Raw genomic sequence first — 24,781 nt, 5'->3', positions numbered from 1 at the left:
ACCTTTCGTCGTCATCGATCGTCTTGGGCGAACGCCGGTTGGAACCCGGTAGAAGAACGGGCCAGCGGCCCCTCGTGTTCTCGTATCGACCGCGTTTCGGGGCCTGTGGGGCATCCGAGCCGTGAACGTTCACGGTTTGCGACTTTATCAGTACGATTCGTCCCATGGCAATTGCCCAGAAGCTGCCGACGATCAACGACGTCGCGGCGGCCGCCGGGGTGTCGCGGCAGACCGTCACCAGGGCGCTCAACGACATGGCCGATGTCAGTCCTGCCACGCGGCAACGGGTGATGGATGCTGCCGAAGCCCTGCACTATCGACCCAATCGCGCGGCTCAGCGTCTCGTTCGTGGGCGCGACGTCACCATCGGATTCGTCGTCGGCGATCTGCGGAATCCCTATTACCCGGAGCTCGCATCGGAGCTCTCACGCCGGGCGGCCGCCAGGGAGTGGGGCCTCTTCATGGTCGACCTCAGCGGGCACGGCGGTGCCGAGCGCGTAGCATCCGTCGCCGACCGGGTCGACGCTCTGATCGGGCACCTCCCCAACGAGCACCGGTCGGCGATCGACGTGCGCACACCGACGGTGCTGCTCGCGGATGACCCCGTGCACGAGGGAGCGTGGGTTCGGTTCGACTACGAGCGAGGCATGAGGGATGTCGTCGCCCACCTGCTCTCGACCGGACGCCGGCGCATCGCGGTGATCGACGCGGACCAGGGGCCGTCGATGCGCATGTCCGTGCTCGGACGGGTGCTGGCCGAGCACGGGCTCGAGCCGGTCGTCCGAATGCATGCGCCCGTCACTCATCGGGGTGGGGTCGCTGCGGCGGCAGCCCTTGCCGATGGTCCGACCGGTTTCGACGCCGTGTTGTGCTTCAACGACGTCCTCGCGGTCGGCGCGCTGAAGGGGTTCGCCATGGCGGGCATCCACATTCCGCAGGATGTCGCCGTCGTCGGCATCGACGGCCTCGACATCGGCACCCTTGTCACCCCGGAGCTCACGACCCTCGCCGTCGACATGCCGGAGCTCGCCGACCGCGCGCTCGAACTGGCCGAGGCCCTGCTCGCCGGGCGCCGGGATGATCTCCACCGAACCGTCGACCACACCTTGGTCCTGCGCGAGTCGGCGTGAGCCCGGGTCGGCACGTCGTCCCGCCCGGTCACCCGGCCCGGTCATCCGGCCCGGTCACCCAGCCCAGTCATCCCGCCCGGTCACCCGGCACGCAATCCCGCCCGGTCACCCGGCCCCGATCATCCGGTCCCAATCATCCGGCCCCAATCATCCGGCCCCGATCATCCGGCCAGTCATCCGATCTGGCCACCCGCCCGCAACAGCGCCATTTGCGCACTATTGCGCCCTTCTGGCTGGCGCTATTGCGCGCAAATGGCGCAATAGCGTCGGTCGGGCGAGCCGGGTCGGTCGGAGAGGTCGGGCGAACCGGCGCGGGCGACCGGGGTCGACCGTGTGGGGTCGACCGGGGCGGATGACGGGACAGTCGGGGCCGAAGCCCGACTCCCACCGGCTCAGACTGGGGCGACGACCTCGGGCTTGGGCGCCTCGGGGGCGGCGACACCGTGGATCTGGTGCGTACGCTCGAGGGCGGCTCCCTCGACATCCACATCGGGGATGATGCGGTTCAGCCACTTCGGCAGCCACCACGCGGCCTTGCCGAACAGGTGCATGAGCCCGGGCACGAGCAGCATCCGCACGACGAACGCGTCGAACAGCACGCCTGCGGCGAGGCCGAAGCCGAGCGGTCGCACCATGGCGAGCTCGGAGAACACGAAGCCGCCGAAGACCGAGATCATGATGATCGCCGCCGCCGTCACCACGGCTCGACCTGCACGCACGCCCGAGACGACAGCCGCCCGTGCGGGCAGCCCGTGTACGTAGGCCTCACGCATTCCGGAGACGAGGAACAGCTGGTAGTCCATCGCGAGCCCGAAGAGCACGCCCATCACGATGATCGGCGCGAAGCTCAGCACCGGACCGGGATCGTGCACGCCGAAGACCCCGCTCAGCCATCCCCACTGGTACACCGCGGTCATGGCTCCGAACGCCGCGAACAGAGACAGCACGTAGCCGCCGGTGGCGATGAGCGGAACGAGCAGCGACCGGAAGACGACGATCATGATGATCAGCGACAGGCCGATCACGACCGCGAGATACAGCGGCAGCACGTTCGCGAGGATCTCCGAGACGTCGATGTTCGCACTCGCCTGCCCCGCGACTCCGACCTCGACTCCGCCCGAGAGAGTGGATGACCCACGCAGGTCATGCACGAGAGTCTCAGTCGACGCGCTGCTCGGCCCGTCCTTCGGCACGACCTCGAACGCCATGAAGTCGCGGGCATCCGAGGTACCGATCGGTGCGACAGCGACGACGTCGGAGTTCTTCATGAGCTCCCCGGAGATCTTCGCCTGGGTGGTCGTGACGTCGTCGGCGCTCACCGCGTTCGGCAGAGTGGCGGTGACGATGAGCGGGCCGTTGATGCCCGCACCGAACTTGTCGGCGACCGTCATGTAGGCGCGGTACTGGGTCGAGGTCGTCGACTCGGTCGAGCCATCCGGCAGTCCGAGGCGCATCGTCAACGCGGGGAGCGCGACGATGAGCAGACCGACGACGGCCGCGACGACGGTGAGGATGGCCCGCCCGGTGCGCATCGGACGCACGACCTGAGCCTGGTGCTCCTCGTGTCCGATCTTGGCGCGCGCCCTGCGTCCGAGCACGTGCTTGCCCAGCATGGCGAGTAGCGCAGGGGTCAGCGAGACGGCGATCAGCACGGCGATCAGCACGCAGACGGCGCCGACCGTGCCCATGACACCGAGGAACTGGATGCCCGTGATGTTGAGCGCCAGCAGCGCGACGAGCACCGTGGCACCTGCGAACACGACGGCGTTGCCCGCCGTACCGTTCGCCAGTCCGATGGACTCGCGGATGTCCATGCCGGCGAGAACCTGCCGTCGGTGGCGGTTGATGATGAAGAGGGAGTAGTCGATTCCCACCGCCAGCCCGAGCATGACGCCGAGCACCGGCGTGACGGACGACATGTCGACGACGCCGGAGAACGCCATCGAGCCCGCGACTCCGACGCCCACGCCGATCAGCGACGACACCAGCGGCATCAGCGCGGGACGCAGTGCGCGCAGCATCAGCACGAGCACGATCAGCGCGATGACGACACCGGTCACCTCACCCGGTCCGATGATGCCGGAGACCGAGGTGGCGATCTCGGAGGAGTAGTTGACATCTACGCCGTCGATGTGTGCGGCATCCAACTTCGACGCCACCGACGACTTCACGGAGTCGGACAGATTGAAGAGCGTGTCTTTGAACTGCACGAGGCCGATCGCCGTCGTGCCGTCCTTCGAGACCGTGCGGATGGCTGCCGAGTCATCGAGGAGCTGCTGGCCTGCTGTCAACTGCGTCTTCGAGGCGTCGAGCTTGGTCTGCGAGGCATCGAGCTGTGACGTGCCGGCATCCAATTGCTGCTGCTGGGCCTGGAACTGTGCGGCCGCCTGGTCGTAGGCTCCGGCGGCCTTCGCCTGGGCGATGGCCGCGTCGAGCTGCTGCTGCCCGGCTTGGAGCTGTGCGCGCCCGGCGTCGATCTGCTGCTGCCCGGTCTCGAGCTGGGCTTTGCCGTCTGCGAGCTTCGTCGCCTGGGCATCCCGCTGGGCCGTCGTGGTGAACGGGTCGACGACCGAGTCGACGCCCTTGAGCGTCCCCACGGACTTCAGGAGCGCCGAGATCTGCGACTTCTGGGCCTCGCTGAGCTGTGCGCCATTGGATGTCTGGAACGTGACCGTTCCCGTCGCGCCACCGGTCTGATCGAGCTGCTTCTGCAACTGGGTGGTGACCTTCGACGTGGCGGTGCCCGGGATGTTGAAGCTCGTGGCAAGCGTGCCGCCGAAAGCCAGGAACGCGGCACCCGCGAGCGCGAGAACGGCGAGCCAGCCGACGAGCACGGTCCAGGGACGACGAGTGGAGAAGAGACCGAGACGGCTCAGCAGATTGGCCAACGACGTGCCCTTTCGAGTGGTGGGATGCGGCGCACCCTCGAGCCGTCCACCACGCTATCCGACACCTGTTGGATAACCGCCAAATGTCGCAGAACTCACAGCCAACGCGGTGCTCCGTGACAGAATCCCCTGCATGGATGCCCGGATCACTCGTACCCGCAGGAGCCTGCAAGACGCACTGCTCGAGCTCGGCCGCGAGCGCAGCCTCGACGAGATCACGGTCGCCGACATCGCCGATCGCGCCGGCGTGAACCGCAGCAGCTTCTATCAGCATTACGCCGACAAGGACGTGCTGCTCGCGGATGCCCTCGACGAGGCCGTCGAAGAGGCGGGCAGCCTTCTGCTGGAGATCACGGCGCCGGTGTCAGGTCCGCCGAAGGAGCTCTTCGCCTATCTGCACCACATCGAGCAGAACGATCTCCTCTATCGGCGGGTGCTCGGCGACCACGGTTCGGCCCTCGCAACGGCCAGGATGCGCGACCGTATCGAGCGTCTCGCCACAGAGGGCATCAGCCGAACCGTCGTTCCCGCATTCGAGGGCGTACCGATCGACGTCGTCGCCGCCGGCATCACCGGATCCGCGCTCGGCGTCGTGCGCGCGTGGCTCGAACGCGACCCGCGCCCACCCGTGGAAACCGTTGCAGACTGGCTCTGGCGCGTGCTGCTCGGACCGGGTGGCGCGTGGACCGAACAACAACCCGAACGCAGCATGACCGTGCCTGGAAAGAGGACAAGAACGTGAGCGGATACGACAACTTCAACCAGCCGATCATCGATGAGTTCCGCGCCAACGGCGGCACGGTCAAGACCAACGGGTTCGGCGACGGCCTCGTGCTGATGCATCACATCGGCGCGAAGAGCGGCACGGCGCGAGTCACTCCCGTGCGCGGCATGCGTCTCGATGCAGACACCTGGCTCGTCGCGGCCTCGAAGGCGGGTGCGCCGGAGAATCCTGCCTGGTACCACAACCTCCTCGCCCACCCCGACATCAGTATCGAGACCCCGGATGCCGGCACCGTCGACGTGCGCGCCGACAACCTCACCGGCGCGACCCGCGACGAGGCATGGGCAGAGTTCACCGCGTTGAATCCCGGGTTCCTCGACTACGAGAAGCGCACGACGCGAGTCATCCCGATGATCGCGCTTCGCCGCCGCTAGTCTCTCCCCCGCTGGCTGAGGAGCACCGCTGGTTGAGGAGCACGCGAAGCGCGCGTCTCGAAACCCGCCCGCCAGCGCACGTCAAGGTTTCGAGACGCGCCGCTCCGCGGTGCTCCTCAACCCACGGCGGGACGCGCCCATCCTCGACGCGGGCTACTAGAGGGCTTGCCGCAGCGCTTCGCCGGGAGTCGCGGCGCGGGGGATGTACGTGCAGGCGTCCAGCATCGGCCAGACGGCCCAGCCGCCGCCATCCGGTCGGTAGAGCGAACCGATCAGCGTCTCACCGCGCATGATGCTCCACGGATCGTCGGGATCCGTCTGCACAAGGGTGTACGGCACGTTCTTGACCACGACGATCTGGGTGCCGAACTGGGGCTGGAAGTTCTCAAGCATCGTGCTCGAATCATACGGTCGTTCGAGGCGCCTCGGCGCCACGTCATCGTGACGCCAGGACACCTATCGACGCAGTGCGCTCGGCCTGGGCAGCCCGAGGTCCTCGATCAGGTCGCCGAGCGCACGGTCGAGCTCCGCGCCGGCCTGCGTGATCTTGTTGATGTCGAATCCGCGCATCTGAACGCTCGGAACATCGAAGCTCACGACGGTTCCGGCCGGCGCCGCTGCGTGCGCCTCGATGCGGATCGGCGAGTAGAGCATGGCGCTCGGATCGTGCCGGAACAGCCGTGCAGTGACGCCGTGGTTCTGGACGAGCCACACGGCACTCGGCGTGCCGCTCCCCGCAAACCGCATGAGCTCGCCGGGTCGCGAGGACCAGACGCGGACGAAGCCGCTGGGCGCTTCCCAGCTCAGCCCTCGCACAAACCCGGACCAATCGTCGTCGTCACTGAGCCGGGCAAGGGCATCCTCGTCGGTCAGCTCGGGGACGGCCTGCTCGAATGCCTCGACGAACGACTCAAAGCGAGCATTGGTCACGAGCCGCACGCGCCGCGCCTGATATTCGACGATGCTCTCGTCGGCGTCGTAACTCACCGCACCATCCTCACCCATCGGCCCTCGCTCATCGGCCCTTCGTTCATCGGCCCTCGTTCATCGGCCCTCGCTCATCGGGCCTTCGTTCATCGGGCCTTCGTTCATCGGGCCTTCGTTCATCGGGCCTTCGTTCATCGGGCCTTCGTTCATCGGCCTTCGTTCATCGGCCGGATGGAGGCCGCTCATCGCACCCAGCCGGATTTCGGAGATTTGCGGTGACACACCGGTGCGGACGACCCCTACGCGGCGCGGCGCGGCGAATGTCCGAAATCCGGGCAAAGCGCAGAGGCGGGGCTCAGATGAGGCGACTCGGCGGCCCGTACTCGGCGACGCGTTTGTCCGAGGTGAGCAGGGTGAATCCTTCGACGCGTGCCTGAGCGACGAGCATCCGATCGAACGGATCGCCGTGGATAGGCGGCAGCTCGCCGACCGCGACGGCGTGCGCGCTTGTGATGTCGAGCTCGAAGTAGCCCGCTTCGATGAGTCCTCGCCTCAACACGGAGGGTGCGACGTCGAATGAGGGACGACCGAGCCCCGCCTTGATCGCCACCTCCCACATCGATGCTGCGCTGAACACCAACTCGTTCAGCTCGTCGTCGAGCAGCTTTCTGGCGGCGTTACTGAGGCGGTCGGGCGAGTACGCCGCCCAGAGCAGGATGTGTGTGTCGAGCAGGAGCTTCACGACGCGCCTTCGTGGTTTCCCACCGACTCCGTACGTTCGAACATCGCGACGATCTCATCCTGCATCAGCGTGTCGAAGTCATCTGGGATCGTTGCGGCGCCCTCGAGGAACCCCGTCCGTCTCGCAGGCGTCGTTGGCGCATCCAGACGAGTGAGCTTCGCCACAGGGATGCCCGCCTTGGCGATCACGATCACCTCTCCACTCGTCGCAGCGTCGACCAGGCGTGAGAAGTGAGTCTTCGCGTCGTGGATATTCACGGTGCGCATGCGTGTTCTCCTGTGGACTAGACCCGATGGACTAAGTCTAGTTGCGATGTTGCGTTGGTCATAGGACAGATACGTCGAGTCGGTGTCGTTGGTCATGGTGCGACGCTAGGCTCCTGCCTGCCGCCAGGGCGGGACGAGTCGTGCATCTGTGGAATTCGTCACCATCGGTTGACCCTGTGCATGGCCATCCGGCTAACGCTTTCATCTGGCCCTTCCTGCCCCTCTTCCTGCTGGCCCGTCCTGCTGGATTTCGGAAATCTGGCGTGACACGCCGGTGCGGGCTGCCTCCACTCAGCGTGTCGTAGCAAATCTCCGAAATCCGAGCAGGGCGCAGCTGAAGCGCTGCGACAGGAGCCCCACGGCAACGGATGGCAAACACCCCCATCCGGGGCACGTGCGGAGTAATCTCCCGCTTGGCTGGATGAAACGATTCATTCAACGCAATGAAACGCAAAGGAGCAGTTCATGGAGTTGGGGAAGCAAGGGCTGTCGCGGCGTTCGGCGCTGGGACTCTTCGGCGCGGTGACGGCTGGCGCTGTCGCCGCCAATACGGCGGCCGCCTCCGCGGCGCATGCGGCAGCGGCCACACCACCCGCGCACGGTGACGTCAGCGTGACCATCGGCGGTCATCCTGCCGCGGTCGGGAATTACGTGTTCCCCGACCAGGTGCCATCGCTCGTGCTGGACAACGGGCTCGTGACCTTCACGTTCGGCCGCGACGATGCGGCAGGCGGCGTCGTGACCGGGTGGACCGACACCTCGATCACGGCGACCTCGATCGTCGTCGACGGCACCGAGCTCGCGCACAACCTCAACGGCGTCGATCCCCGCGACCCCGACAGGCAGCACTCCTTCTACATCGACGCCGGCGGCGGAAAGACCCGCCTGGTCTGCACGCAGGTGAAGGTGCTGCGCGCGTCCCGCGACCTGGTCGAGGTCGCGTTCCTCGACACGACGAGCACGCCGCTGCAGCACGAGCATCACCTGATCATGCGTCGTGGCAAGCGGGGTCTGTACGGGTACGACATCTTGACGGCATCCGTCGCCACGTCGATCAACGAGGTGCGCATGAATGCGCGCTGGGACAGGGCCATCCTCGACAACGCCTACAACTGGGAGCGCGGCGGCGGCAAGCAGCCGACCTACGCCTACTTGGCGACGCAGCAGTCGATCCAAGACGAGACCTGGCAGGTCGACGGCATCAACAACCCGAACCTGCCCTCCCCCGACGACAACTCCGGAAACCTTCCCGCCGGCTACGTGTACACGAAGTACAACTGGAGTCTCTACCACCACGAGAACCCGATGTTCGGCCACTACGGTCACGGGTTCGGCGCATGGCTGACGCCGCTCGGCGGTGTCACCGAAGACACCCTGTGCGCGTTCTACGGCGTCGGCCCCGACCACCAAGACCTCGCGATCCACCAAGACGCGCTTATCCTCAACTACTTCGGCGCAAATCACTACGGCCTGCCCGGCTACAACCTTCCCCAGGGATACCGGCGGCTCTACGGCCCGTGGTTCACCCACCTCTCGACGGGCGCGACGGATGACGAGGTGATCGCCAACGCCGCCGCAGCCGCCCACACGGAGATCGCCGAGAACCGAGCTGGTGCCTCCTGGATCGTCGACGGCCTGTACCCGACGCCGAGCGCACGATCGAAGGTCACGGGCAAGCTCGAGCTCGCGGATGGCCGACCGGCCGACGGCTTCTACGTGTTGTTGTCCACGCAAACGGTCACGGATGTCTACAGCATCCACGAGCCCACGTACTGGGTGAAGACAGCGGCCGACGGGTCGTTCTCGTTGCCGGGCATCCCCGCCGCCTGGGTGCCGGGAACGACGACACCCGGCGCATACACGCTGTACGCGTTCGCGTCGAAGGGTTCGGTCGTCGACCAGTACCAGCAGACGGGGGTCACGGTCTCGGGAGCGACGACCGATTTGGGCACGATCACCTGGGCGCCGACGAACAGGTCGACGTTCCTGTGGCAGATCGGCCGCTCCGACCGCAGCACCCAGGAGTTCGCACTGGCGACGAAGTCTCCTGTGCACTCCGAGCCTCGCTCGTACGAGAAGCCGAGCGAGGTGCCCGGCACCCTGGCGTTCGTCGTCGGTGAGAGCTGGGAGCCGACCGACTGGTACTATGCGCAGACGCAGGGCGGCACTTGGACGATGTCGTTCACGCTCGACCGCGAGCTCACCGGTACCGCATACCTGACCGTCGCGACGGCGATGCAGCAGGGCAGCCGTCCGACCGTCGCGGTGAACGGGAACTCTTCGGTGATCACCGGCTCGCTGCCGAACAACAACGACTCGACGATCGCGCGGCAGGCAGACCGAAGCGGCTATCCGCGCACGGCCGTGCTGACCTTCCCGGCGAGCGCGCTGGTCGTTGGCACGAACACCATCACCTTCACGCGAGGAGCCGGCGCTGCAGCGGGCAACGGCCTTGGATGGGACACCATCCTTCTCGAGGTCGACGAACAGAACGCCCCGGGGAACGCCGAGCTCAAGGCCACGGCAGACCTTGCGTCGAGACAGGGCAACAGCAAGGGTACGTGGAAGGTCACGGTCACCAACACCGGCGCCGCCACGGCCCGCGACGTTCGATTCGACTCCGTGCAGTGGCGTGCGAACGGCCGCGTTCAGGTGCGCGGCCTGCCGCCGGTCACGGGACGGGATCCGAACAAGTTCCCGGTTCCGGTGGCCGCGAGCATCCCGCCCGGCGGCTCCGCCACGGCCGAGATCACCGTCGACGCCAGCGGCGTGCTCGGTGGGATCGGATCGGGGGTCGAGATCGCGGTGAGCGCCAACGGCGGGCGCGCGAGCACCAGCGTCACGGGCAAGAACGGCCCGGGCGCCTGATCGATGCTGAGCGGGTGGCAACTCTCGACACGAGATGCCACCCGCTCTTTGCTCGCTCGGTGCTTGTGCTGACTCGGTCCGGCTCGTCGTAAGGTCTCGATGTGGTTGATGCGATGCACTTCGACGGGGTTGCCCAGAGCTACTCGGCAGCGAGGCCGCCGTACCCGGCCGAACTCTGGCATGACGTCGTCTCCACCGGGCTCGTCGCACCTGGTCGGCGCGCTCTCGACCTCGGAGCCGGCACCGGCCAAGCCACTGGCGAGCTCCTCGCACGCGGCATGGACGTCGTCGCGGTGGAGCCCGGAGCGAGGCTGGCGACGCTGCTCGAACAACGCTTCCCGGATGCCGTCGTCGTTCGATCGCGGGCGGAGGAACTCCGCGTCGAGCCGGGGTCGTTCGATCTGGCGGTGGCTGCGACATCCATTCACTGGTTCGACCTCGACGTCGTGCTGCCGATCATCCACCGGTCTCTGACCGACGATGGGCGCCTGCTCGTGTGGCGCAACGTCTTCGGGGACAGCGGAGTCGCGTGGACTCCGTTCCGTCACGAGGTCGAGCGCATCGTGCGCCGTCGTAACACGACACGACCCGGCCGACCGGAAGATGTCGATGCGACAGTCGAGCGGATGACCGAGTCCGGCCTCTTCTCGATCGACGACGTTCACCGGTATCGGTGGACGATTCAGCTCACGTCCGACCAGGTGCGGGCACTGTTCGGCACCTTCAGCGACTGGTCGCCGGATGAGGTGGAAGCTGCGGCATCTGCAGTGGCTGCCCTCGGCGGTGTGGTCGAGGAGCACTACACGTCGTGGCTCATCGAGGCGTCGCCCCGGCGCTGAGCATCTGGTGCGATACTTGTATCGCAGGAGGCGATCGTCATGGCAATCTCTATCAGGCTGACACCCGAGGACGAGTCACGCCTCGAGTCGCTGGCTCGACGCACGGGGCGCTCGAAGACCTTCTATGTGCGCGAGGCGCTGCACGAGCACCTCGATGATCTGGAAGAGCGCTTTTGGGCCGATTCTGTGGTGCGCGAGTGGGAAGAGTCCGGCAAAGAAAGCCGCCCAGCGACAGAGTTGTGGAGTGAGCTGGGCGTGTGAGCCGCTGGCGGCTTGAGACCGCACCGCAATTCGACAAGGCGGCCCGACATCTCGACAAGGCAGTGCTTCGACGCATCAAGTCGTACCTCGACGAGGTCTGCGAGCTCGAGGATCCACGCCAATGGGGAAAGACCCTGACCGCAGACCTCGCCGGCTACTGGCGATACTGCGTCGGTGACTTGCGAGTCATCGTGGAGATCCGCGACAACACGCTGGTGATCGTGGCAGTCGGACTCGGTCACCGCTCGGAGATCTACCGCGGACGCTAGGCACGAACAAGAAACGGGAGGGTTGACCTCATGACCTTGTACCGGCATCGCGGAAAGGCACCGCAGATCGATCCGTCCGCATATGTCGCGCCGTCGGCGGTGGTCACCGGTGACGTTCGTCTCGGCCCTGACGCGCGCATCCTGCACGGCGCGGTGATCACGGCTGAGGACGGGGAAGTCGTCATCGGCAAGGACACCGTGGTGATGGAGCATGCGCTCGTTCGCGGCCGCGCGGGGCATCCGGTGCACATCGGCGACTCGGTCATGATCGGGCCGCACGCCCACGTCAACGGGACGACGGTCGAGAGCGAGGCATTCATCGCCACAGGCGCCTCGCTGTTCCCGGGCAGCGTGATCGGCGCGGGAGCCGAGGTGCGAATCAACGGTGTCGTGCAGGTCAACACCACTCTCGCGCCGGGCGCGGTGGTGCCGATCGGATGGATAGCGGTCGGAGATCCCGCCACGATCCTGCCTCCTGAGCGGCACGACGAGATCTGGGCGATTCAGCGCGAGCTCGACTTCGCCGGCACGGTCTACGGCGCCGATCGCGAGACATCGATGGGCGAGATCATGCGCCGCCAGTCCGAGTTCCACGGGATGCACCGCGAGGACACGGTCGTCGACGGCGACTAAACGTCGGCACCGCCTGTTGTCAGCCCCTGGGCGATAACCCCGCAGCGAGGAAGGCGGTCCCGAAGCACAACTCGGTCCAGGATGGCTCGGCGAGCTCATCCTTCACCGCCGTTCGGATCGTCTCCCATGGGCGGTACGTGACCCACTCGTCGAGGGAGGCGGATGTCGGCACCACGGCGATCCCGAATCGCGACAGCCATCGCGGCGTTCGGTCCGGAATCTTGAGGTCCAGCACCGCAAGACGGCGACCGGCGGCGAGCGCCGCCGCTCCGTTGGCGATCACCTGCTCGCATCCCGGAACCTGGGTCAGGGCATACGTGGACACGATCGCGTCGACATCGGCCGGAAACCGGAAGCTCGCAGCATCCGCCTGCACAAGGCTCACATTGCTCCAGCCGTTCGCTTCGACCCGCTCCTCAGCGCAAGCCAGCATCGCATCCGTCAGATCGACGCCGATGATCTGACCTCCGGGTCCGATCACCCTTTCGATCAGCGGAAAGTTCAGGCCCGTGCCGCACGCGATGTCGACTACCCGGTCATCCGCATGCAATCCAAGCGCCTCGATGGTGCGCATGCGCTGCTCTCGCTGCGGGTAGCCGGGCACGGGATAGAGCCGCGAGGTGGTGTCGTAACGCTTCGCCTTCTTGCGGTAGGTCTCGATCAGCCGCTCTCGGGTGCGGTCGGCCTGAGTCATGTCGGCCCCGCGCTCGCCTGCACGTCGGACTCCACCGCGAGCTTGATCGCCGCCATCTCGATGTCGCTCACCCGCTGAATCCGGTTCTGCAGCGCTCGCTGCGGGATGACGCGCATGACAGTCGCCATGTCGACCTCGACCCACATCATGGCGTCCGCGTGGCCGTCATCCGCAGGTTCGAACTCCATCCCCCAGCGGGCAACGGAGGTTCCCATGGTGCCGACGAACGCCATGGAGCTGGGCGGGTCGACCGACGTCACCTGTTCACTCCTGCGATGGTTCATCCACAGGTCCCTGGCTCGCTGCTCCACCCACGCTCCGGGCTGCAGTGACTCGTCGTCGCGCATCCAGCATTCGAGCACCGTCGGCGCCCACTCCCGCCAGCGCGCGACATCGCACAGGTAGGCCCACAGGTCGTCGACGCTTCCGGCGACCGTGATTCGACTCTCGGTTCTGATGGTCATGGAGTCGGCTTCGGGTGACTGAGCCTCGTTGCCGCGGATCCCGCAGCCTTCGCCCCCTCAGCGCTGTACACGTATCCGCGGCGCGCGCGGTTCAACCTGCGGGTGTGCGGTCCTTCGTTCCGGCGACGTTCGGTCGGACTGCGACCGTTACTGGCAGTGCGCGAGGGACATCCCACGTCAAAGGCATGTTCCGCATGACCAGGGCGCTGTCGAGCTCCACGGCGCCAGCGGGAAGCGAGTCGAAGAACGACGATCGGACCTCGTGGATGTGCCCGGGCTCGACGGCCCAGGCCTGCGAGACCAGCTCGATGGGCTCGACGCCACGACCGTCGCGCCGTGGCGACCATCCGATCGCGCCGTCGCGGTAGAACGCGGATGCCGCATCGATGTCTGTGAACAGCGAACTCGACAACGACTCGCTGAGTTCCACGTCCGCAAGCGCATAGGTATCCGGGGCATCCATCTCTACTCGGAACCGCGCCTCGGTCTCATCGAGCTCGAAACGGGCGTGCCGCTGCACGCCAGGAAATAGTCGGCCTCCGACGGCCACGGGGAAGAGCGATGAGCTGTGCCTCTCGAAGATGTAGACGCCGTACCGGGTCCTTCCGCTCTCGCTCCACTCCACGGCCATCCTGTGCGCGGCATTTTCGGTGCGGATGCCGACGGACGAAGGGAACCATCCTGGCCGCACGGACTGCAACCCGATCATGCAGAAGCCGCCGACCGCGCGATCACCGACGAGCTGCGGGCGGAAGGGCTCCGGAAGTAGTCGGGTGGCCACGCTGGGATCGACGGCGTAGCTGACCAGCAAGCGGCGACGCAACTGAGCCTTGAGAGTTCCAACCGCGCTCATGCGGTGGCCTCCTCAGCTCGGCTACTGCCCGAAGAGACTGACCGCTTTCTGACCCCGCGCATGACTATCTGTTCAGGGCACACCGTCGAGAGGAAGTCGCCGACGGAAAGCGCCAATCGGTCTCCGACGAGTGAGTAGAGAATCCTGTTCGCGTCGCGGCGTTCCGTGACCAAACCAGCGTTCTTCAAGACGCCGAGGTGCCGAGAGATCGTCGGCCCTGAGGCCGAGAACTGCGCGGCAATCTCTCCTGCGGCCATCTCTCCACCCTTGAGGTCCTGGAGAATCTGCCGTCGCGTCGGATGAGCAAGGGCCTCGAACACGTCCCCAATACCGTCTTGCATGATCGCAATATAGCACCTGTGCTAAATAGCTAACCTCTGAAGGGCTCCGTGTCGAGCCGCAGCCGGAGCGCTTCTCCCGCGGGAGTCCCGTGAATGAACGCTCCCAACACGCGCTCGGAGACCTCCAGGTCACCCGAAGTGAGAGCCGCCTCGATTCCGGCGTGGAATTGCTCTTCGACCTCGCGCAAGCGCGGCAGGAGGGCCCGTCCTTCAGGCGTGAGCTTGACCAGGCGGGCTCGGTCATCCTTGGGCGACGGCTCGGTGCTGACGAGGCCGGCCGCGACCATCCGCGTCACAAGGCGACTGGGATGATCGCCCTCGCAGACCAACAGGAGCCCGAGCTCCCGAATGGTCAGCGGCTCACGTTCCTCGAGGATGTCCAGGGTCTCGGCCCACGCCGGAGTGAGTCCGAGCGGCTTGAGAGCGGCGGCGAACATCCGGTTGCCTTCTCGCTGGGCCGCGAGGACCAGATACCGCAGATGTTCGCCGGATCTCACGAGTGCAATGTATCGGATGACGCTGCCTTCGCTCCGGCTGCTGCGTCGATGAACCCGGTGATGGCGTCGCCGTACAGGTCGGGGTGGGTGAATCGGAACATGTGGCCCGTTTCGGGTAGGACGACTTCACGGACATCCGGAATGCCGGCGAGCATGACCTTGGCGGCGTCGAGGCCGACGAGCTTGTCATCCTGCGGCGTGACAAGGAGGGTAGGCACCTCGACTCGGTTGAGCCGATCGCGAATGTCGAACTCGATGACGGACGTGACTCGTGCTGTGTAGCTACGGCGGGGCGTGTTCTCGACGAAGAGCCGGCGATAGTCGTTCTGGGTCTGCGGGATCTCTGCGGTCGCGTCGAACTTCGATGCCAGCTGGTACGCGTGGAAACGCAACGTGCCCTGTCGGTAGAGCGGGCCTCCTGCGAAGCGCGACGCGCGGGAGGCAACACCCTTCCACTTGGGCAGCGGGTTGGCGGCGAAGCCACCCGAGAGCACGAGCGCGACCAAGCCGGCGGGCCTACGCGTGGCAAGGGTGAGGGCGACGACCGCGCCGAAGGAGTCGCCCACGAGAACGTAGGAGTCGAGACCCGCGACCTGATCGGCGACGAAGTCGGCGTAGGCCTCGACGTCGTCAAGTGCCTCCGGAAGGCGCATCGTCTGCACCTTGCGACCCGCGAAGGGCTCGAGCTGTCGGGCTGACCACGGCGCCCCGGAGAAGCACGGCACGGTCACGATGGTGGGTTCGCTTGAAGTATTCATGTGTCACAGCATACATGTCATGACACACATCATGCAACGATCCTCTCCCCCCATACCGGCGCCGCCGTATCCGAGGCGTCCCCGCGGCTGCGAGGCACCCACGTGCCCGAGACCCGAAGACGCAAATAGTCGCCATGTGGATACAGCTAGCTTCATCACGTCAGCGCACGATCGCGTCCACCCTTCGTCTGCCCCGTCGACGACGAAGGCGGCGTCACATTTCTGTCACTTGACGAGGTTGCCGCCCAACCCGAGGTTCGATTGCAGCTCGAGCGGCTGGATTCAATCCCGACCGCAGCCGAGAAGGCACACCGACTGCGAACTCGCCAGCCGCCTCGCCTCGCCGTAACTACACGGCAGAATTCCCTTACGCGCGAGGTCTATGGACCGGCTGCTAAAAGACGGCATGAAACTGACATCCACAAACGACCGTATACTCAACGTCAGCGTTTGCCCGAGACCGGAGAAGCCAACGATGACGGATGGTCCCAAACCCGCTGATTCTGACCTCGAAGGACCGGGCTGGGAAGGCTGGGAACTACCCCCGCTGTCCGCCCCAATCGGAGTTCCGCCCTCATTGAATGGCCTGTCGGCACGGGACTCTGTAAAGCGGGGACGCAACGCAATGATCATGGCCATTTGCGTCATTTCGGTATCTGTGATCTGGTCCGCGCTCGTCGGAGTCTTCGGAACGACTGTCTACGAGTACAACGACGTCTCAGCACAGGGCGTGCATGTCGGATTCAACGCGCAACCGAACCTCGTCGCCGCAGGAATCCAGGTTCTCCTGGGCTCGGTGTTCGGCATCTGGTCACTGGTGCAAGGAATCAATGCCACCGCGCGCAACCAAGGACGCAAGTTCGGAATCGCGGCCATCATCATCGCCGGCGCTGCTCCGCTCCTCAGCCTGATCGTCTGGAGCATCGTGGGGCTGGCCGCTGGAACCCACGTCACGCAATAGCCCGGACTGCCATCCGGCATCGGCGAGCGCCGCTCAGCGGCGACGCGCGTACGTCGATCAGCGAAGCTGGGCGTAGACCATCGTCCACACGTTCTCGTATTCGGCAGGTGTGATCTGTGCAGAGTCGAGAGCGTGGTCCGCGCGCTCGAGCATGGAGGCGAGGCGGCGTACGTGTCCGCTACGCCCGTCATCCACGTCGGCTACGCCTTCGATCGCCATCTCCTGTCGAACTCCGCGCCGTGTGCGGCGGGCCCAGTGAGCAAGCACGGTCGCGACGGCGAAGTATCCAGCCGTGACCACGACGGCACCCCAGAGGCTCGGCAGCAGGAGAAAGACGGTCAGCAGACCGAGCATCGCGCCGGCGATCGGCCACGCACGCCACAACCGCAACGCCACACGCTCACCGCGGTTGATGCCGGGCGGGTACACCACGAGCCGGCAGGTGCGAAGTCCGTATCGCGCATATCCGACCTGGAAGGAACCCCAGGGGCGGGCGGAATCGAGCAACCGCATGAGTCGACCTGATGGCTCGTAGACGAGGTGAGAGACCTGCGGAGAGGTGGTCATGAACTCACTCTGCGCACACCGCGCCTCTCCCAGACCGCGGCCTAACGGCATCCTCACGCCCAACCGCCGAACCCTAACGCCGCCCTATCGGGTGCCTGCGCGAGACGGCCGCAGAACCGTTCGAGCGTCATGCGCGCACCGGCTGCCCGGCGCCGACGACCGCGGGTTCGTGAACGACAGGAACCGAGCCGAATGGATGCTCCCCCGACCACGGCAAGGCGACGATGTCACCCTCGACGATGTCCTCGGGCAGGCTGCTTGGATGGCGCAGCGGGTCGCCCGTCGTGTGCACTCGAACATGACCGGAGTGCGCAACCGACGCACGGCCGACCAATCGCGCGTCGGTGAACGCCGGGTCGGGAAGGACCGCCACTGCATCGAGCCCGAGTTCGACATCCAGCCGGTCGCCGTCACGGGTCACGTCGACGACGGTTGCCACCACGACGGCGCCCACCGAGCCGGGAGCCTCGAGCACGACGGGCGTGCCTTCGACTCGTGCGAGCGCCGAAAGGGACACCACTCCGACGATGACGTCGTTCACGGTGGGCCTGGTATTCGCCGGCCAATGAGTCGGTAAGAGCGGGTCCGGGATGCTCGCACGAAGGCTGGGAATGAAGGTCGTGATGGTCACGAATCTGAGCGTGCGCTCAATCGCACGCGTTGATTCCGGACTACACGATTCCCATACGAACTCGGGCCCAGCGCTAACGGGACTCACACGCTCGTAGCCGCGGGCTTGACTTGAAGTGCTTCAAGTTCCGGATACTCGGGATATGAGCTCATTCACGATCGCCGCGGCCGCGCTACGCGCCGGGCTGCCGGAGAGCACCCTGAGGTACTGGGAGCGCATCGGATTGGTCGCACCCGTCGCTCGAGATCAGTCCAGCGGACACCGCCGCTACAGCGAGTCGGATGTGCTCGTGCTGGAGACGCTGGCGAACCTTCGCGCTGTCGGGATGTCGATCGAAGACATGCGCACGTATTTCGATGACCGCGGCTCCACCGATGTCGTCGCCTCACAACGCAAGGCGCTGTTCGCCGCACACGCGGACCGGATCCGAGGCGAGATCGTCGACATGCAGACCCGTCTCACTTATCTCGACCTCAAGGTGGCGTATTGGACCGCCCTGGAGGCCCACGACACCGAGCGCGCAGCCAGCATCGCTGACGACCTCGTGCGCGTCATCCACCAGATCAATCCGAAGGAGCCAACCCCATGACCATCGACACGACCCTGCGAATCGAATCCCCCTTCGGGTGGAACAACACCGCAGCCGACGTCGTCGCCGGCATCGATCTCACCGGACGCCACGCCCTGGTCACCGGTGGCGCGAGCGGAATCGGCGTCGAGACGGCGCGGGCCCTCGCGTCCGCCGGTGCGGAACTGACCATCGCAGCACGCAACCTCGCGGCCGCGGACGCCGTAGCGCGTGACATCCGTCGGACCACCGGAAACGACGCGGTCCACACCGTGCAGCTGGATCTGCTCGACCGTGCCTCGATTGACGCTCTCACCGACGCGTTCACGGGGCCGCTCGACATCCTGATCAACAACGCCGGCGTGATGGCCCTGCCGACCCTCACGTTGAGCCCGGAAGGCCATGAGGCGCAGTTCGCCACCAACCACCTCGGTCACTTCCGCCTCACCACGGGGCTGCTGCCCGCTCTTCGCCGGGCGGATGCCGCACGAGTGGTCTCCCTGAGCTCGCGAGCGCACCTCAACGCACCGGTCGACTTCGACGACATCGACTTCCAGCATCGCGACTACGACCCGGCGCTCGCGTATGCGCAGTCCAAGACCGCGAACGTGTTGTTCGCCGTCGCCGCCACGAACAGATGGGCGGATGACGGCATCACCGTCAACGCCGTGCATCCTGGCGCCGTCATGGACTCGGGCCTTGCTCGCTATTACGACCCGGAGGTCCTCGAACAGCTGCGCACCTCCGGTCGGTACGTCTACAAGACGCCCGCACAGGGTGCCGCGACCAGCGTGTTCGTCGGTACGTCACCGCTTCTGGATGGCATCGGAGGCCGCTACTTCGAGAACAGCCAGCAGGCCGTGGTCGACGACTCGACGGCGTGCGGCATCGACGCCGCCGGTGTCGCCGCGTACGCACTCGACCCCGACGCCTCGGACCGCCTCTGGGTGCTGTCGGAGGAGCTCATGCGGTGAGGGCGTATATGCAACCCGCGGCATGGAGCTCCGCTACGGCTCGACTATTCGCCGGTCAAGATCTGCGTGGTCACGTCTTGAACGCCGAACGGGAATGGGGCGATCCAGGTGCCCGGAGTGGGCCAGCCCGCAAGCGGCGAAGTAAAGAACCATACGTCGGCGATCACGATCGAACCAACAGCGATGAGCAAAACCACTAGCGAGGTGCGCCGAAACACACGCGAGGCGTCGGACTCGCTGGCGGCTCGAACCAGAACTCGGTGAATGGCATAGAAATACGCGACCACGATCGCGAGATAAACGATCGGGCTCGGATGCAGCGTCATGTTCACTTCGTATGCAGCCGTGCTGCCACCGCGCGACGCGCTGGCGAGCGCCGAGTAGCCGATTCCGATCGCGACGCAATTGATCAGTAATTGTCGTGAGCTGATCAACAGCGATCGCCCCGGCAACTTCTGCGCGGTGGCGGACTTCGTATCCCGCGAAGTGATCGACATTGCTCGCCCTCCATTGTGAGTTACCCCACCTTGGCAGAGGCGTTGTCTCAGCGGAAGGAACCCAAGTCGAATCAATCTCGCCGACACCGACTTGGCCCCCCGCACCCAAGGCCCGCTGAAGTCGTCGCCACTTGTCGCGGAATCCGGTGCCGGGCATCCGCAGAAAGTGGCGACGACTTTGAGGTGGAGGGATGACCCCACCCACTCGGGACGAGGTGGCCACGTGGCATGGCTGCTCGGCACCTCTACCGCCGACGCATCCGGTCACCTAGCCTGGGCTGGTGGCCGGTTTCGGATGGCTCGCCTCCCGTGCGTACGCGCTGTTCTCCCGCAATCCGTCGAGCGCGCGTGCGGTGATCGAGCTGGCTGAATTGCAGCCGGATGACCGAGTGCTCGAGGTCGGCTGCGGCGCGGGCGGGGCCGTCGACTTGGCCGCACAGCGCATCGGCGCCGACCGGATCGCCGCTGTCGATCCCTCGTCGACGTTCGTGACAATGGTGCGCAAGCGCGTCCCCGGCGCGGACGTTCGGGTCGCCGCCGCGGAGAATCTGCCGTTCGATGACGACTCGTTCACCGTGATCTACTCGATCGCGTCGATGCATCACTGGGACAACCGCACCCAGGGACTCGCGGCCATCGCACGGAAGCTCGCCCCCGGTGGACGACTTCTCATCGCCGAGCAAACGCTGACCGAGCCCGGCCACGGCATCACGCCCGCTCAAACCAGGGTGGTCGTCGCCGATCTCGAGCAACATGGCCTGACGAACGTTCGCACCAGCCAGCATCCCGCCGGCCGTCGCCGCTTGACCGTGATCACGGCGACTCAGCCGCTCGGCTGACCTACTACGCGGCCGAGCGCTCCGGCACGGGACGCCGCCGAAGCTCGGCGGACACGATGGGCGGGGTGTTGTACTCCTGGTCCATCCTGCCGACTCCCGTTCCCGGCGGAACGATCTCGTCGATGCGGTCCATGAGGTCATCCGTGAGCTCGACGTCGGCCGCGGCGAGCAGGTCGTCGAGCTGCTCCATGGTGCGCGGGCCGATGAGCGCAGCGGTCACGCCAGGGTGGGCAATGACGAAGGCGAGCGCCATGTGAGTGAGCGACATGCCGGCCTCGGCGGCGAGCGGGATGAGCTGCTCGACCGCGTCGATGCGACGCTCGTCACGCAGGGCGGCGAACATGCGGGTGCGTCGCAGGTCGGTCTCCTGACCGCGACGGACCCGGCCGGTGAGCATCCCGCTGGCGAGAGGGCTCCAGATCATGGTGCCCATGCCGTACCGTTGCGCGACCGGCAGGACCTCGCGCTCGATCGTGCGGTCGAGGAGCGAGTAGTGCGGCTGCTCGGTGCGGAAGCGCTCCAGCCCTCGACGCTCGGCGACCCATTGCGCCTCGACGATCTCCGACGCAGGCATGTCGGACGAGCCGATCGTCCGCACCTTTCCGCTGCGGACGAGGTCGGTGAGCGCCGAAAGCGTCTCCTCCACATCGGTCCGCGGGTCGGGGCGGTGCATCTGGTAGAGGTCGAGGTGGTCGGTCTGCAGCCGGCGGAGCGTGTTCTCGACAGCCGTCATGATCCAACGCCGCGAGCCGCCCTGGTGGTTCGGGTCGTCGCCGATCTGGCGCGCGAACTTCGACGCGAGAACAACCTCGTCGCGACGTCCTTTCAGCGCGCGACCGAGGATCTCCTCCGAATCGCCGTACGCATCCGCGGTATCGATCAGGTTGATGCCCGCCTCGAGGGCGCGACTCACCATCCGGTTCACCTCATCCTGATCGCTGGTGCCGAACGAGCTGAACATCATGGCGCCGAGCGCGAAGGGCGCGACCTGGATGCCCGTGCGGCCGAGTGGACGGTAGTGCATGGTGGTTCCTCCTAGGGACCGATCCCGCCTCGGGCGATACACTCGAGATAAGCGGAACGGTCGTCCGCAATCATACGGAACGTTGTTCCGTTTGTCACGAGGGAATTCTGTTGAGCGCTACCGAGACATCCGCGGTGCCGACCCGACGCAGGCGCGCCGACGCGACGCGCAACACCGAAGCCGTGCTCGAGGCGGCCAAGAGCGCCTTTGCGGAGTCCGGAGTGGATGCCCCCATGCGCGACATCGCCACACGTGCCGGCGTCGGGGTCGGCACGATCTACCGCAACTACCCGCAGCGTTCGGACTTGATCATCGCGGTCTTCCGCCGGGAGCTCGACACCACCGCTGACGAGGCCGAGCGCCTCGCCGCCGAGTATCCGCCAGCAGAGGCACTACGCCGATGGTCGGTGAGCCTGGGGCGCTTCGTCGCGACCAAGCGCGGCTTCGCGAGCGCGCTGCACTCGGGAGACCCCGCCTACCAACCGTTGCCAGCCCTCTTTCTCGGCATCCTCGCCCCCAAGGTGCAGCGCATCCTCGACGCCGGCGCCGCAGATGGGACCCTCCGCAGTGGCATCCGCGCTGAGGACCTGATCCACGCCCTCAGCCGCCTCGCCGACGACCAGGGCGGTGACGCGGACAGCTCTCCGCGCATGATCGACGTGCTGCTCGACGGGCTCATCGTCGCGTGACGCCTCGGTGGCGACGTTCGCGTCAGTATTTCTCGCGGAAATCCCCGATGAACGTGATCGTGTTGCCGTCGGGGTCGTTGACCGCAGCGAGCTGCACACCCTTGTTCACCTTCTGGGTATCGTCGACGTCGATTCCGCAGGCACGCAGTGCGCTGACATGAGTCGAGAGGTCATCCACTGCGAAGTTGAGCAGTCCCGACCCGGCGCGCTTGTCGTCGACCGTGACCTGCACCCAACCCTCGGGAGTCACGCGCCACTCGGCGAGGATGCCGGGCATCGGCACATTGGTCGCCGGAGCACTGAGGAGTCGCTCGTACCACTCGCGCGAGACGTCGAAGTCGGTGACCGGCACGACGGCCAGAACGTGGCGGACGCTCATCTCGACACCTCCTGGTCTCCTGAAACCGCGCCGTCAACGGCGATGCCAAGTCTGTCGAGCCAGTCGCCGGTGCCCCGCTCGCGCCAGTCCGGCTGCTCCTGGCCGTCGAGGAAGGTGTCCTGTTCGGTCAAGACGAGCCGGGTACCGGCAGCGCTGGGCTCGAACTCGACAGTTGTGATGGAAACGGTCGACACGCGTCCACCCGCCGACAGCACGCCCGTGTAGATGATGCGCCTATTCGGCACGATGTCGTTGTACACGCTGTCGAACGAGATCTCTCCGCCGCCTGGGTGTGGGCTCACGACATGCTCGCCGCCGCCGACACGAAAGTCGAGTGAGTGAGTTGCGGGTGCCGGAGCGAACCAGACTGCCTTCTCATCCTCCCGCGACCATGCCGCGAAGACTCGCCCGACATCAGCCTTGTAGTCCTTCTCCACCGTGAAGCTCGTGTGGAGCACGGAGTGCTCGGTCATCTCTCTTCTCCTCTCTCGTTGTTATTCACGAGGTCGTCGAGCGCGTCGAGACGCACCTCCCATGCGGTCCGCTGCTGCACGATCCATTCCTCCAGGTGACGCAACGCGCCTGGACGCACCATGCAGGTACGCACCCGTCCGATCTTCTGGCTCTGGATGAGCCCGCATTCTTCGAGCACGGTGACGTGCTTCATCACCGCGGTCAGCGATATGCTGAACGGCTCCCCGATCGCCGAAACGGTGAGGGGTGCGCGCCCAAGCCGCTCGAAGATGCGCCGGCGGGTGGGATCGGCCAGCGCCTGTAGAACCGCCCCGATCTCGCCATCCATTCGCTCAACCACAGGGTTCACTATTGCAGGAAGAAGCAGAAAGGTGAACCCCTGAGTTGAGTTTTTTTTTCAGACGGCTCGAAGACGATGGGACGGCCCCTTCAGCCAGCGATCGCGGGTTCCCTGCGCTACCAGCCCATCACGGGCAGACGCGAACCCTGCGCCCATCGAAGCTGACGACGTCACCGACCTGCAGCTGCCGCCCACGGCGGAGATCGACCTCGCCGTTGACGAACACATGGCCCTCGGTGATGGCCTCTTTCACGCTTCCGCCGGAGTCGAGGAGCCCTGCGAACTTGAGGAATTGCCCGAGCCGGATGCTCTCGCCGCCGATGGATATGTCGTCTATCGGCGCCCGGCTCGTCATGCCTGGAATGCTAGTCGTCGGTGTGAAGACGTCCCGGCGGATGCTCGACGGGCCTCGGCTGACCCCGGTACACAGACCACTATCCTGAACACGCGACCGCGTCGGTCGCAGACCGGGGGCGGTGTCATGGGGGGATCGACGACGGGTGCGCGTGCGCGCGCAGCACGTTTGTGGTTCGGCGGAATTGCGGTCATCGTGGGGGCGGCGCTGGTCATCCAGCTCGTGCTCGTCTTCACCGGCGGCCAGGACGTCAACACGTTCATGCCGACGACGAACCAGAGCCTCGGCGAGCGGCTGATCAACCTCTTCAGCTACTTCACCATTCAGAGCAACCTGTTCGTGCTGGGCACGTCGATCGTGCTCGCGGTCGACATCTGGCACGACGGAACACTGTGGCGCACACTCCGCTTCGACGCCATCCTCGGCATCATCATCACCGGTCTCGTGTACGAGACGATCCTCGCCTCGCTCGTGCATCCGACAGGCTGGGCGCTCGCAGCGACCATCGGATTCCACTACATCTCCCCGTGGGCGACGCTGATCGGATGGCTGGTGTTCGGCCCTCGCCCTCGCATGTCGTGGCCCGTCATGGGATACACCATGATCTGGCCGCTCGCCTGGCTCATCTACACCTTCGTGCGTGGCGCGCTCACGGGCTGGTATCCGTATCCGTTCCTCGACGTCAAGTTGATCGGGTTCGGCGAATCGGTGCGCAACTGCGCGGTCATCCTGCTCATCGCGGTCGCCATCGCCGCTCTGCTTACGATCCTCGACAAGCGCCTGCCCGCGCTCGTGCACGATGACGGCGGTCGGGTACGGGTAGCATCCTCGGTCGCCGAGAGGACTCGCGTCTCGAGCGCGTCGGGCGACCCGGGAACCGACCAATGACCAACCG

33 protein-coding genes are annotated in these 24,781 nt (G+C 66.0%); 14 read left to right on the top strand and 19 right to left on the bottom strand.

Annotation, left to right across the window (positions count from 1 at the left end):
- Positions 1 to 164: 164 nt before the first annotated feature.
- Positions 165 to 1,130, top strand: coding sequence for a LacI family DNA-binding transcriptional regulator (locus tag ACYVDN_RS16295; RefSeq protein ID WP_460573263.1), 966 nt, complete (start codon positions 165 to 167; stop codon positions 1,128 to 1,130).
- A gap of 392 nt (positions 1,131 to 1,522) precedes the next feature.
- Here the strand turns inward: ACYVDN_RS16295 and ACYVDN_RS16290 are convergent, their stop codons facing one another.
- A complete protein-coding gene (locus ACYVDN_RS16290; protein ID WP_460573261.1) occupies positions 1,523 to 4,018 on the bottom strand; it encodes an MMPL family transporter in 2,496 nt (831 codons plus the stop codon).
- A 133-nt stretch (positions 4,019 to 4,151) separates the two neighbouring features.
- Between ACYVDN_RS16290 and ACYVDN_RS16285 the strand changes: the two genes are divergently transcribed.
- Both ACYVDN_RS16285 and ACYVDN_RS16280 read left to right on the top strand, forming a co-directional pair.
- Positions 4,152 to 4,760 carry a TetR/AcrR family transcriptional regulator gene (locus ACYVDN_RS16285; protein WP_460573259.1) on the top strand — a complete coding sequence of 203 codons (609 nt, stop codon included), beginning with the start codon at positions 4,152 to 4,154 and terminating at the stop codon, positions 4,758 to 4,760.
- Positions 4,757 to 5,176 carry a PNPOx family protein gene (locus ACYVDN_RS16280; RefSeq protein ID WP_460573257.1) on the top strand — a complete coding sequence of 140 codons (420 nt, stop codon included), beginning with the start codon at positions 4,757 to 4,759 and terminating at the stop codon, positions 5,174 to 5,176. The genes ACYVDN_RS16285 and ACYVDN_RS16280 overlap by 4 nt, the downstream gene beginning before the upstream one ends.
- A 156-nt stretch (positions 5,177 to 5,332) precedes the next feature.
- Here the strand turns inward: ACYVDN_RS16280 and ACYVDN_RS16275 are convergent, their stop codons facing one another.
- The 4 genes from ACYVDN_RS16275 to ACYVDN_RS16260 form a co-directional block, all read right to left on the bottom strand.
- On the bottom strand, positions 5,333 to 5,569 hold the full coding sequence (locus ACYVDN_RS16275) for a hypothetical protein (RefSeq protein ID WP_460573255.1): 237 nt from the start codon (positions 5,567 to 5,569) through the stop codon (positions 5,333 to 5,335).
- A gap of 63 nt (positions 5,570 to 5,632) precedes the next feature.
- Positions 5,633 to 6,163: a hypothetical protein gene (locus ACYVDN_RS16270; protein WP_460573253.1), complete on the bottom strand. Its 531-nt coding sequence runs from the start codon at positions 6,161 to 6,163 to the stop codon at positions 5,633 to 5,635.
- 295 nt (positions 6,164 to 6,458) lie between these two features.
- A complete protein-coding gene (locus ACYVDN_RS16265; RefSeq protein WP_460573252.1) occupies positions 6,459 to 6,845 on the bottom strand; it encodes a type II toxin-antitoxin system VapC family toxin in 387 nt (128 codons plus the stop codon).
- Positions 6,842 to 7,111: a type II toxin-antitoxin system Phd/YefM family antitoxin gene (locus ACYVDN_RS16260; RefSeq protein WP_460573251.1), complete on the bottom strand. Its 270-nt coding sequence runs from the start codon at positions 7,109 to 7,111 to the stop codon at positions 6,842 to 6,844. The genes ACYVDN_RS16265 and ACYVDN_RS16260 overlap by 4 nt, the downstream gene beginning before the upstream one ends.
- Positions 7,112 to 7,576: 465 nt before the next feature.
- Between ACYVDN_RS16260 and ACYVDN_RS16255 the strand changes: the two genes are divergently transcribed.
- The 5 genes from ACYVDN_RS16255 to ACYVDN_RS16235 all read left to right on the top strand — a co-directional run bounded on the left by ACYVDN_RS16255 (position 7,577) and on the right by ACYVDN_RS16235 (position 11,981).
- The gene (locus ACYVDN_RS16255; RefSeq protein WP_460573249.1) at positions 7,577 to 9,979 is read left to right on the top strand and encodes a polysaccharide lyase family protein; all 2,403 of its coding nucleotides are present in this window, start codon (positions 7,577 to 7,579) and stop codon (positions 9,977 to 9,979) included.
- Between the two features lie 101 nt (positions 9,980 to 10,080).
- The gene (locus ACYVDN_RS16250) at positions 10,081 to 10,818 is read left to right on the top strand and encodes a class I SAM-dependent methyltransferase (protein ID WP_460573247.1); all 738 of its coding nucleotides are present in this window, start codon (positions 10,081 to 10,083) and stop codon (positions 10,816 to 10,818) included.
- 39 nt (positions 10,819 to 10,857) lie between these two features.
- Entirely contained in the window at positions 10,858 to 11,079 is a 222-nt protein-coding gene (gene relB, locus ACYVDN_RS16245; protein ID WP_460573245.1) for a type II toxin-antitoxin system RelB family antitoxin, read from the top strand.
- On the top strand, positions 11,076 to 11,348 hold the full coding sequence (locus tag ACYVDN_RS16240) for a type II toxin-antitoxin system RelE family toxin (protein WP_460573243.1): 273 nt from the start codon (positions 11,076 to 11,078) through the stop codon (positions 11,346 to 11,348). Before relB ends, ACYVDN_RS16240 begins: the two co-directional genes overlap by 4 nt.
- Before the next feature lie 30 nt (positions 11,349 to 11,378).
- The gene (locus ACYVDN_RS16235) at positions 11,379 to 11,981 is read left to right on the top strand and encodes a gamma carbonic anhydrase family protein (RefSeq protein ID WP_460573241.1); all 603 of its coding nucleotides are present in this window, start codon (positions 11,379 to 11,381) and stop codon (positions 11,979 to 11,981) included.
- 19 nt (positions 11,982 to 12,000) lie between these two features.
- Here ACYVDN_RS16235 and ACYVDN_RS16230 read toward each other — a convergent pair whose 3' ends face one another.
- The 6 genes from ACYVDN_RS16230 to ACYVDN_RS16205 form a co-directional block, all read right to left on the bottom strand.
- Positions 12,001 to 12,675 carry a class I SAM-dependent methyltransferase gene (locus tag ACYVDN_RS16230; protein ID WP_460573239.1) on the bottom strand — a complete coding sequence of 225 codons (675 nt, stop codon included), beginning with the start codon at positions 12,673 to 12,675 and terminating at the stop codon, positions 12,001 to 12,003.
- Complete coding sequence (locus ACYVDN_RS16225; RefSeq protein ID WP_460573237.1) at positions 12,672 to 13,139, bottom strand: SRPBCC family protein; 468 nt, start codon at positions 13,137 to 13,139, stop codon at positions 12,672 to 12,674. Before ACYVDN_RS16225 ends, ACYVDN_RS16230 begins: the two co-directional genes overlap by 4 nt.
- A gap of 91 nt (positions 13,140 to 13,230) precedes the next feature.
- Positions 13,231 to 13,992: a YqjF family protein gene (locus ACYVDN_RS16220; RefSeq protein ID WP_460573235.1), complete on the bottom strand. Its 762-nt coding sequence runs from the start codon at positions 13,990 to 13,992 to the stop codon at positions 13,231 to 13,233.
- Positions 13,989 to 14,333 (bottom strand): metalloregulator ArsR/SmtB family transcription factor, encoded by a 345-nt coding sequence (locus tag ACYVDN_RS16215; RefSeq protein WP_460573233.1) that lies wholly within the window; start codon positions 14,331 to 14,333, stop codon positions 13,989 to 13,991. The genes ACYVDN_RS16220 and ACYVDN_RS16215 overlap by 4 nt, the downstream gene beginning before the upstream one ends.
- 29 nt (positions 14,334 to 14,362) lie before the next feature.
- The gene (locus tag ACYVDN_RS16210) at positions 14,363 to 14,830 is read right to left on the bottom strand and encodes a MarR family winged helix-turn-helix transcriptional regulator (protein WP_460573231.1); all 468 of its coding nucleotides are present in this window, start codon (positions 14,828 to 14,830) and stop codon (positions 14,363 to 14,365) included.
- Entirely contained in the window at positions 14,827 to 15,588 is a 762-nt protein-coding gene (locus ACYVDN_RS16205) for an alpha/beta fold hydrolase (protein ID WP_460573229.1), read from the bottom strand. Before ACYVDN_RS16205 ends, ACYVDN_RS16210 begins: the two co-directional genes overlap by 4 nt.
- A gap of 475 nt (positions 15,589 to 16,063) precedes the next feature.
- Between ACYVDN_RS16205 and ACYVDN_RS16200 the strand changes: the two genes are divergently transcribed.
- On the top strand, positions 16,064 to 16,549 hold the full coding sequence (locus ACYVDN_RS16200) for a hypothetical protein (protein ID WP_460573227.1): 486 nt from the start codon (positions 16,064 to 16,066) through the stop codon (positions 16,547 to 16,549).
- 57 nt (positions 16,550 to 16,606) lie between these two features.
- Here the strand turns inward: ACYVDN_RS16200 and ACYVDN_RS16195 are convergent, their stop codons facing one another.
- Together ACYVDN_RS16195 and ACYVDN_RS16190 are read right to left on the bottom strand one after the other, a co-directional pair.
- Entirely contained in the window at positions 16,607 to 17,116 is a 510-nt protein-coding gene (locus ACYVDN_RS16195; RefSeq protein WP_460573225.1) for a DUF6611 family protein, read from the bottom strand.
- A gap of 127 nt (positions 17,117 to 17,243) precedes the next feature.
- Positions 17,244 to 17,747, bottom strand: coding sequence for a hypothetical protein (locus ACYVDN_RS16190; RefSeq protein WP_460573223.1), 504 nt, complete (start codon positions 17,745 to 17,747; stop codon positions 17,244 to 17,246).
- A 142-nt stretch (positions 17,748 to 17,889) separates the two neighbouring features.
- Here ACYVDN_RS16190 and ACYVDN_RS16185 point away from each other — a divergent pair, with 142 nt between their 5' ends.
- Both ACYVDN_RS16185 and ACYVDN_RS16180 read left to right on the top strand, forming a co-directional pair.
- A complete protein-coding gene (locus tag ACYVDN_RS16185; protein ID WP_460573221.1) occupies positions 17,890 to 18,336 on the top strand; it encodes a MerR family transcriptional regulator in 447 nt (148 codons plus the stop codon).
- Entirely contained in the window at positions 18,333 to 19,289 is a 957-nt protein-coding gene (locus tag ACYVDN_RS16180) for an SDR family NAD(P)-dependent oxidoreductase (protein ID WP_460573219.1), read from the top strand. Before ACYVDN_RS16185 ends, ACYVDN_RS16180 begins: the two co-directional genes overlap by 4 nt.
- Positions 19,290 to 19,333: 44 nt before the next feature.
- Here ACYVDN_RS16180 and ACYVDN_RS16175 read toward each other — a convergent pair whose 3' ends face one another.
- Positions 19,334 to 19,786 (bottom strand): hypothetical protein, encoded by a 453-nt coding sequence (locus ACYVDN_RS16175; RefSeq protein WP_460573217.1) that lies wholly within the window; start codon positions 19,784 to 19,786, stop codon positions 19,334 to 19,336.
- A gap of 281 nt (positions 19,787 to 20,067) precedes the next feature.
- On the opposite strand from ACYVDN_RS16175, the gene ACYVDN_RS16170 reads away from it, so the two are divergent.
- Complete coding sequence (locus ACYVDN_RS16170) at positions 20,068 to 20,625, top strand: class I SAM-dependent methyltransferase (protein WP_460573215.1); 558 nt, start codon at positions 20,068 to 20,070, stop codon at positions 20,623 to 20,625.
- A gap of 4 nt (positions 20,626 to 20,629) precedes the next feature.
- On the opposite strand, the gene ACYVDN_RS16165 is transcribed toward ACYVDN_RS16170, so the two are convergent.
- Positions 20,630 to 21,649, bottom strand: a complete 1,020-nt coding sequence (locus tag ACYVDN_RS16165) for an aldo-keto reductase family protein (protein WP_460573213.1) — start codon at positions 21,647 to 21,649, stop codon at positions 20,630 to 20,632.
- 110 nt (positions 21,650 to 21,759) lie between these two features.
- On the opposite strand from ACYVDN_RS16165, the gene ACYVDN_RS16160 reads away from it, so the two are divergent.
- Positions 21,760 to 22,338, top strand: a complete 579-nt coding sequence (locus ACYVDN_RS16160) for a TetR/AcrR family transcriptional regulator (protein ID WP_460573211.1) — start codon at positions 21,760 to 21,762, stop codon at positions 22,336 to 22,338.
- 22 nt (positions 22,339 to 22,360) lie between these two features.
- Here the strand turns inward: ACYVDN_RS16160 and ACYVDN_RS16155 are convergent, their stop codons facing one another.
- From ACYVDN_RS16155 to ACYVDN_RS16140, 4 genes are all read right to left on the bottom strand, one after another.
- Complete coding sequence (locus tag ACYVDN_RS16155; protein WP_460573209.1) at positions 22,361 to 22,717, bottom strand: VOC family protein; 357 nt, start codon at positions 22,715 to 22,717, stop codon at positions 22,361 to 22,363.
- Positions 22,714 to 23,190 (bottom strand): SRPBCC family protein, encoded by a 477-nt coding sequence (locus ACYVDN_RS16150; RefSeq protein WP_460573207.1) that lies wholly within the window; start codon positions 23,188 to 23,190, stop codon positions 22,714 to 22,716. The genes ACYVDN_RS16155 and ACYVDN_RS16150 overlap by 4 nt, the downstream gene beginning before the upstream one ends.
- A complete protein-coding gene (locus tag ACYVDN_RS16145; RefSeq protein ID WP_460573205.1) occupies positions 23,187 to 23,519 on the bottom strand; it encodes an ArsR/SmtB family transcription factor in 333 nt (110 codons plus the stop codon). Before ACYVDN_RS16145 ends, ACYVDN_RS16150 begins: the two co-directional genes overlap by 4 nt.
- A gap of 139 nt (positions 23,520 to 23,658) precedes the next feature.
- A complete protein-coding gene (locus ACYVDN_RS16140; protein WP_460573203.1) occupies positions 23,659 to 23,886 on the bottom strand; it encodes an RNA-binding S4 domain-containing protein in 228 nt (75 codons plus the stop codon).
- 126 nt (positions 23,887 to 24,012) lie between these two features.
- Between ACYVDN_RS16140 and ACYVDN_RS16135 the strand changes: the two genes are divergently transcribed.
- The gene (locus ACYVDN_RS16135; RefSeq protein ID WP_460573202.1) at positions 24,013 to 24,774 is read left to right on the top strand and encodes a Pr6Pr family membrane protein; all 762 of its coding nucleotides are present in this window, start codon (positions 24,013 to 24,015) and stop codon (positions 24,772 to 24,774) included.
- The last annotated feature ends 7 nt before the right edge of the window (positions 24,775 to 24,781 follow it).

It is taken from the genome of Humibacter soli, assembly GCF_054779035.1.
The sequence above is the reverse complement of the archived record's forward strand: the minus strand, read 5'-3'. Positions and strand labels throughout refer to the sequence as shown.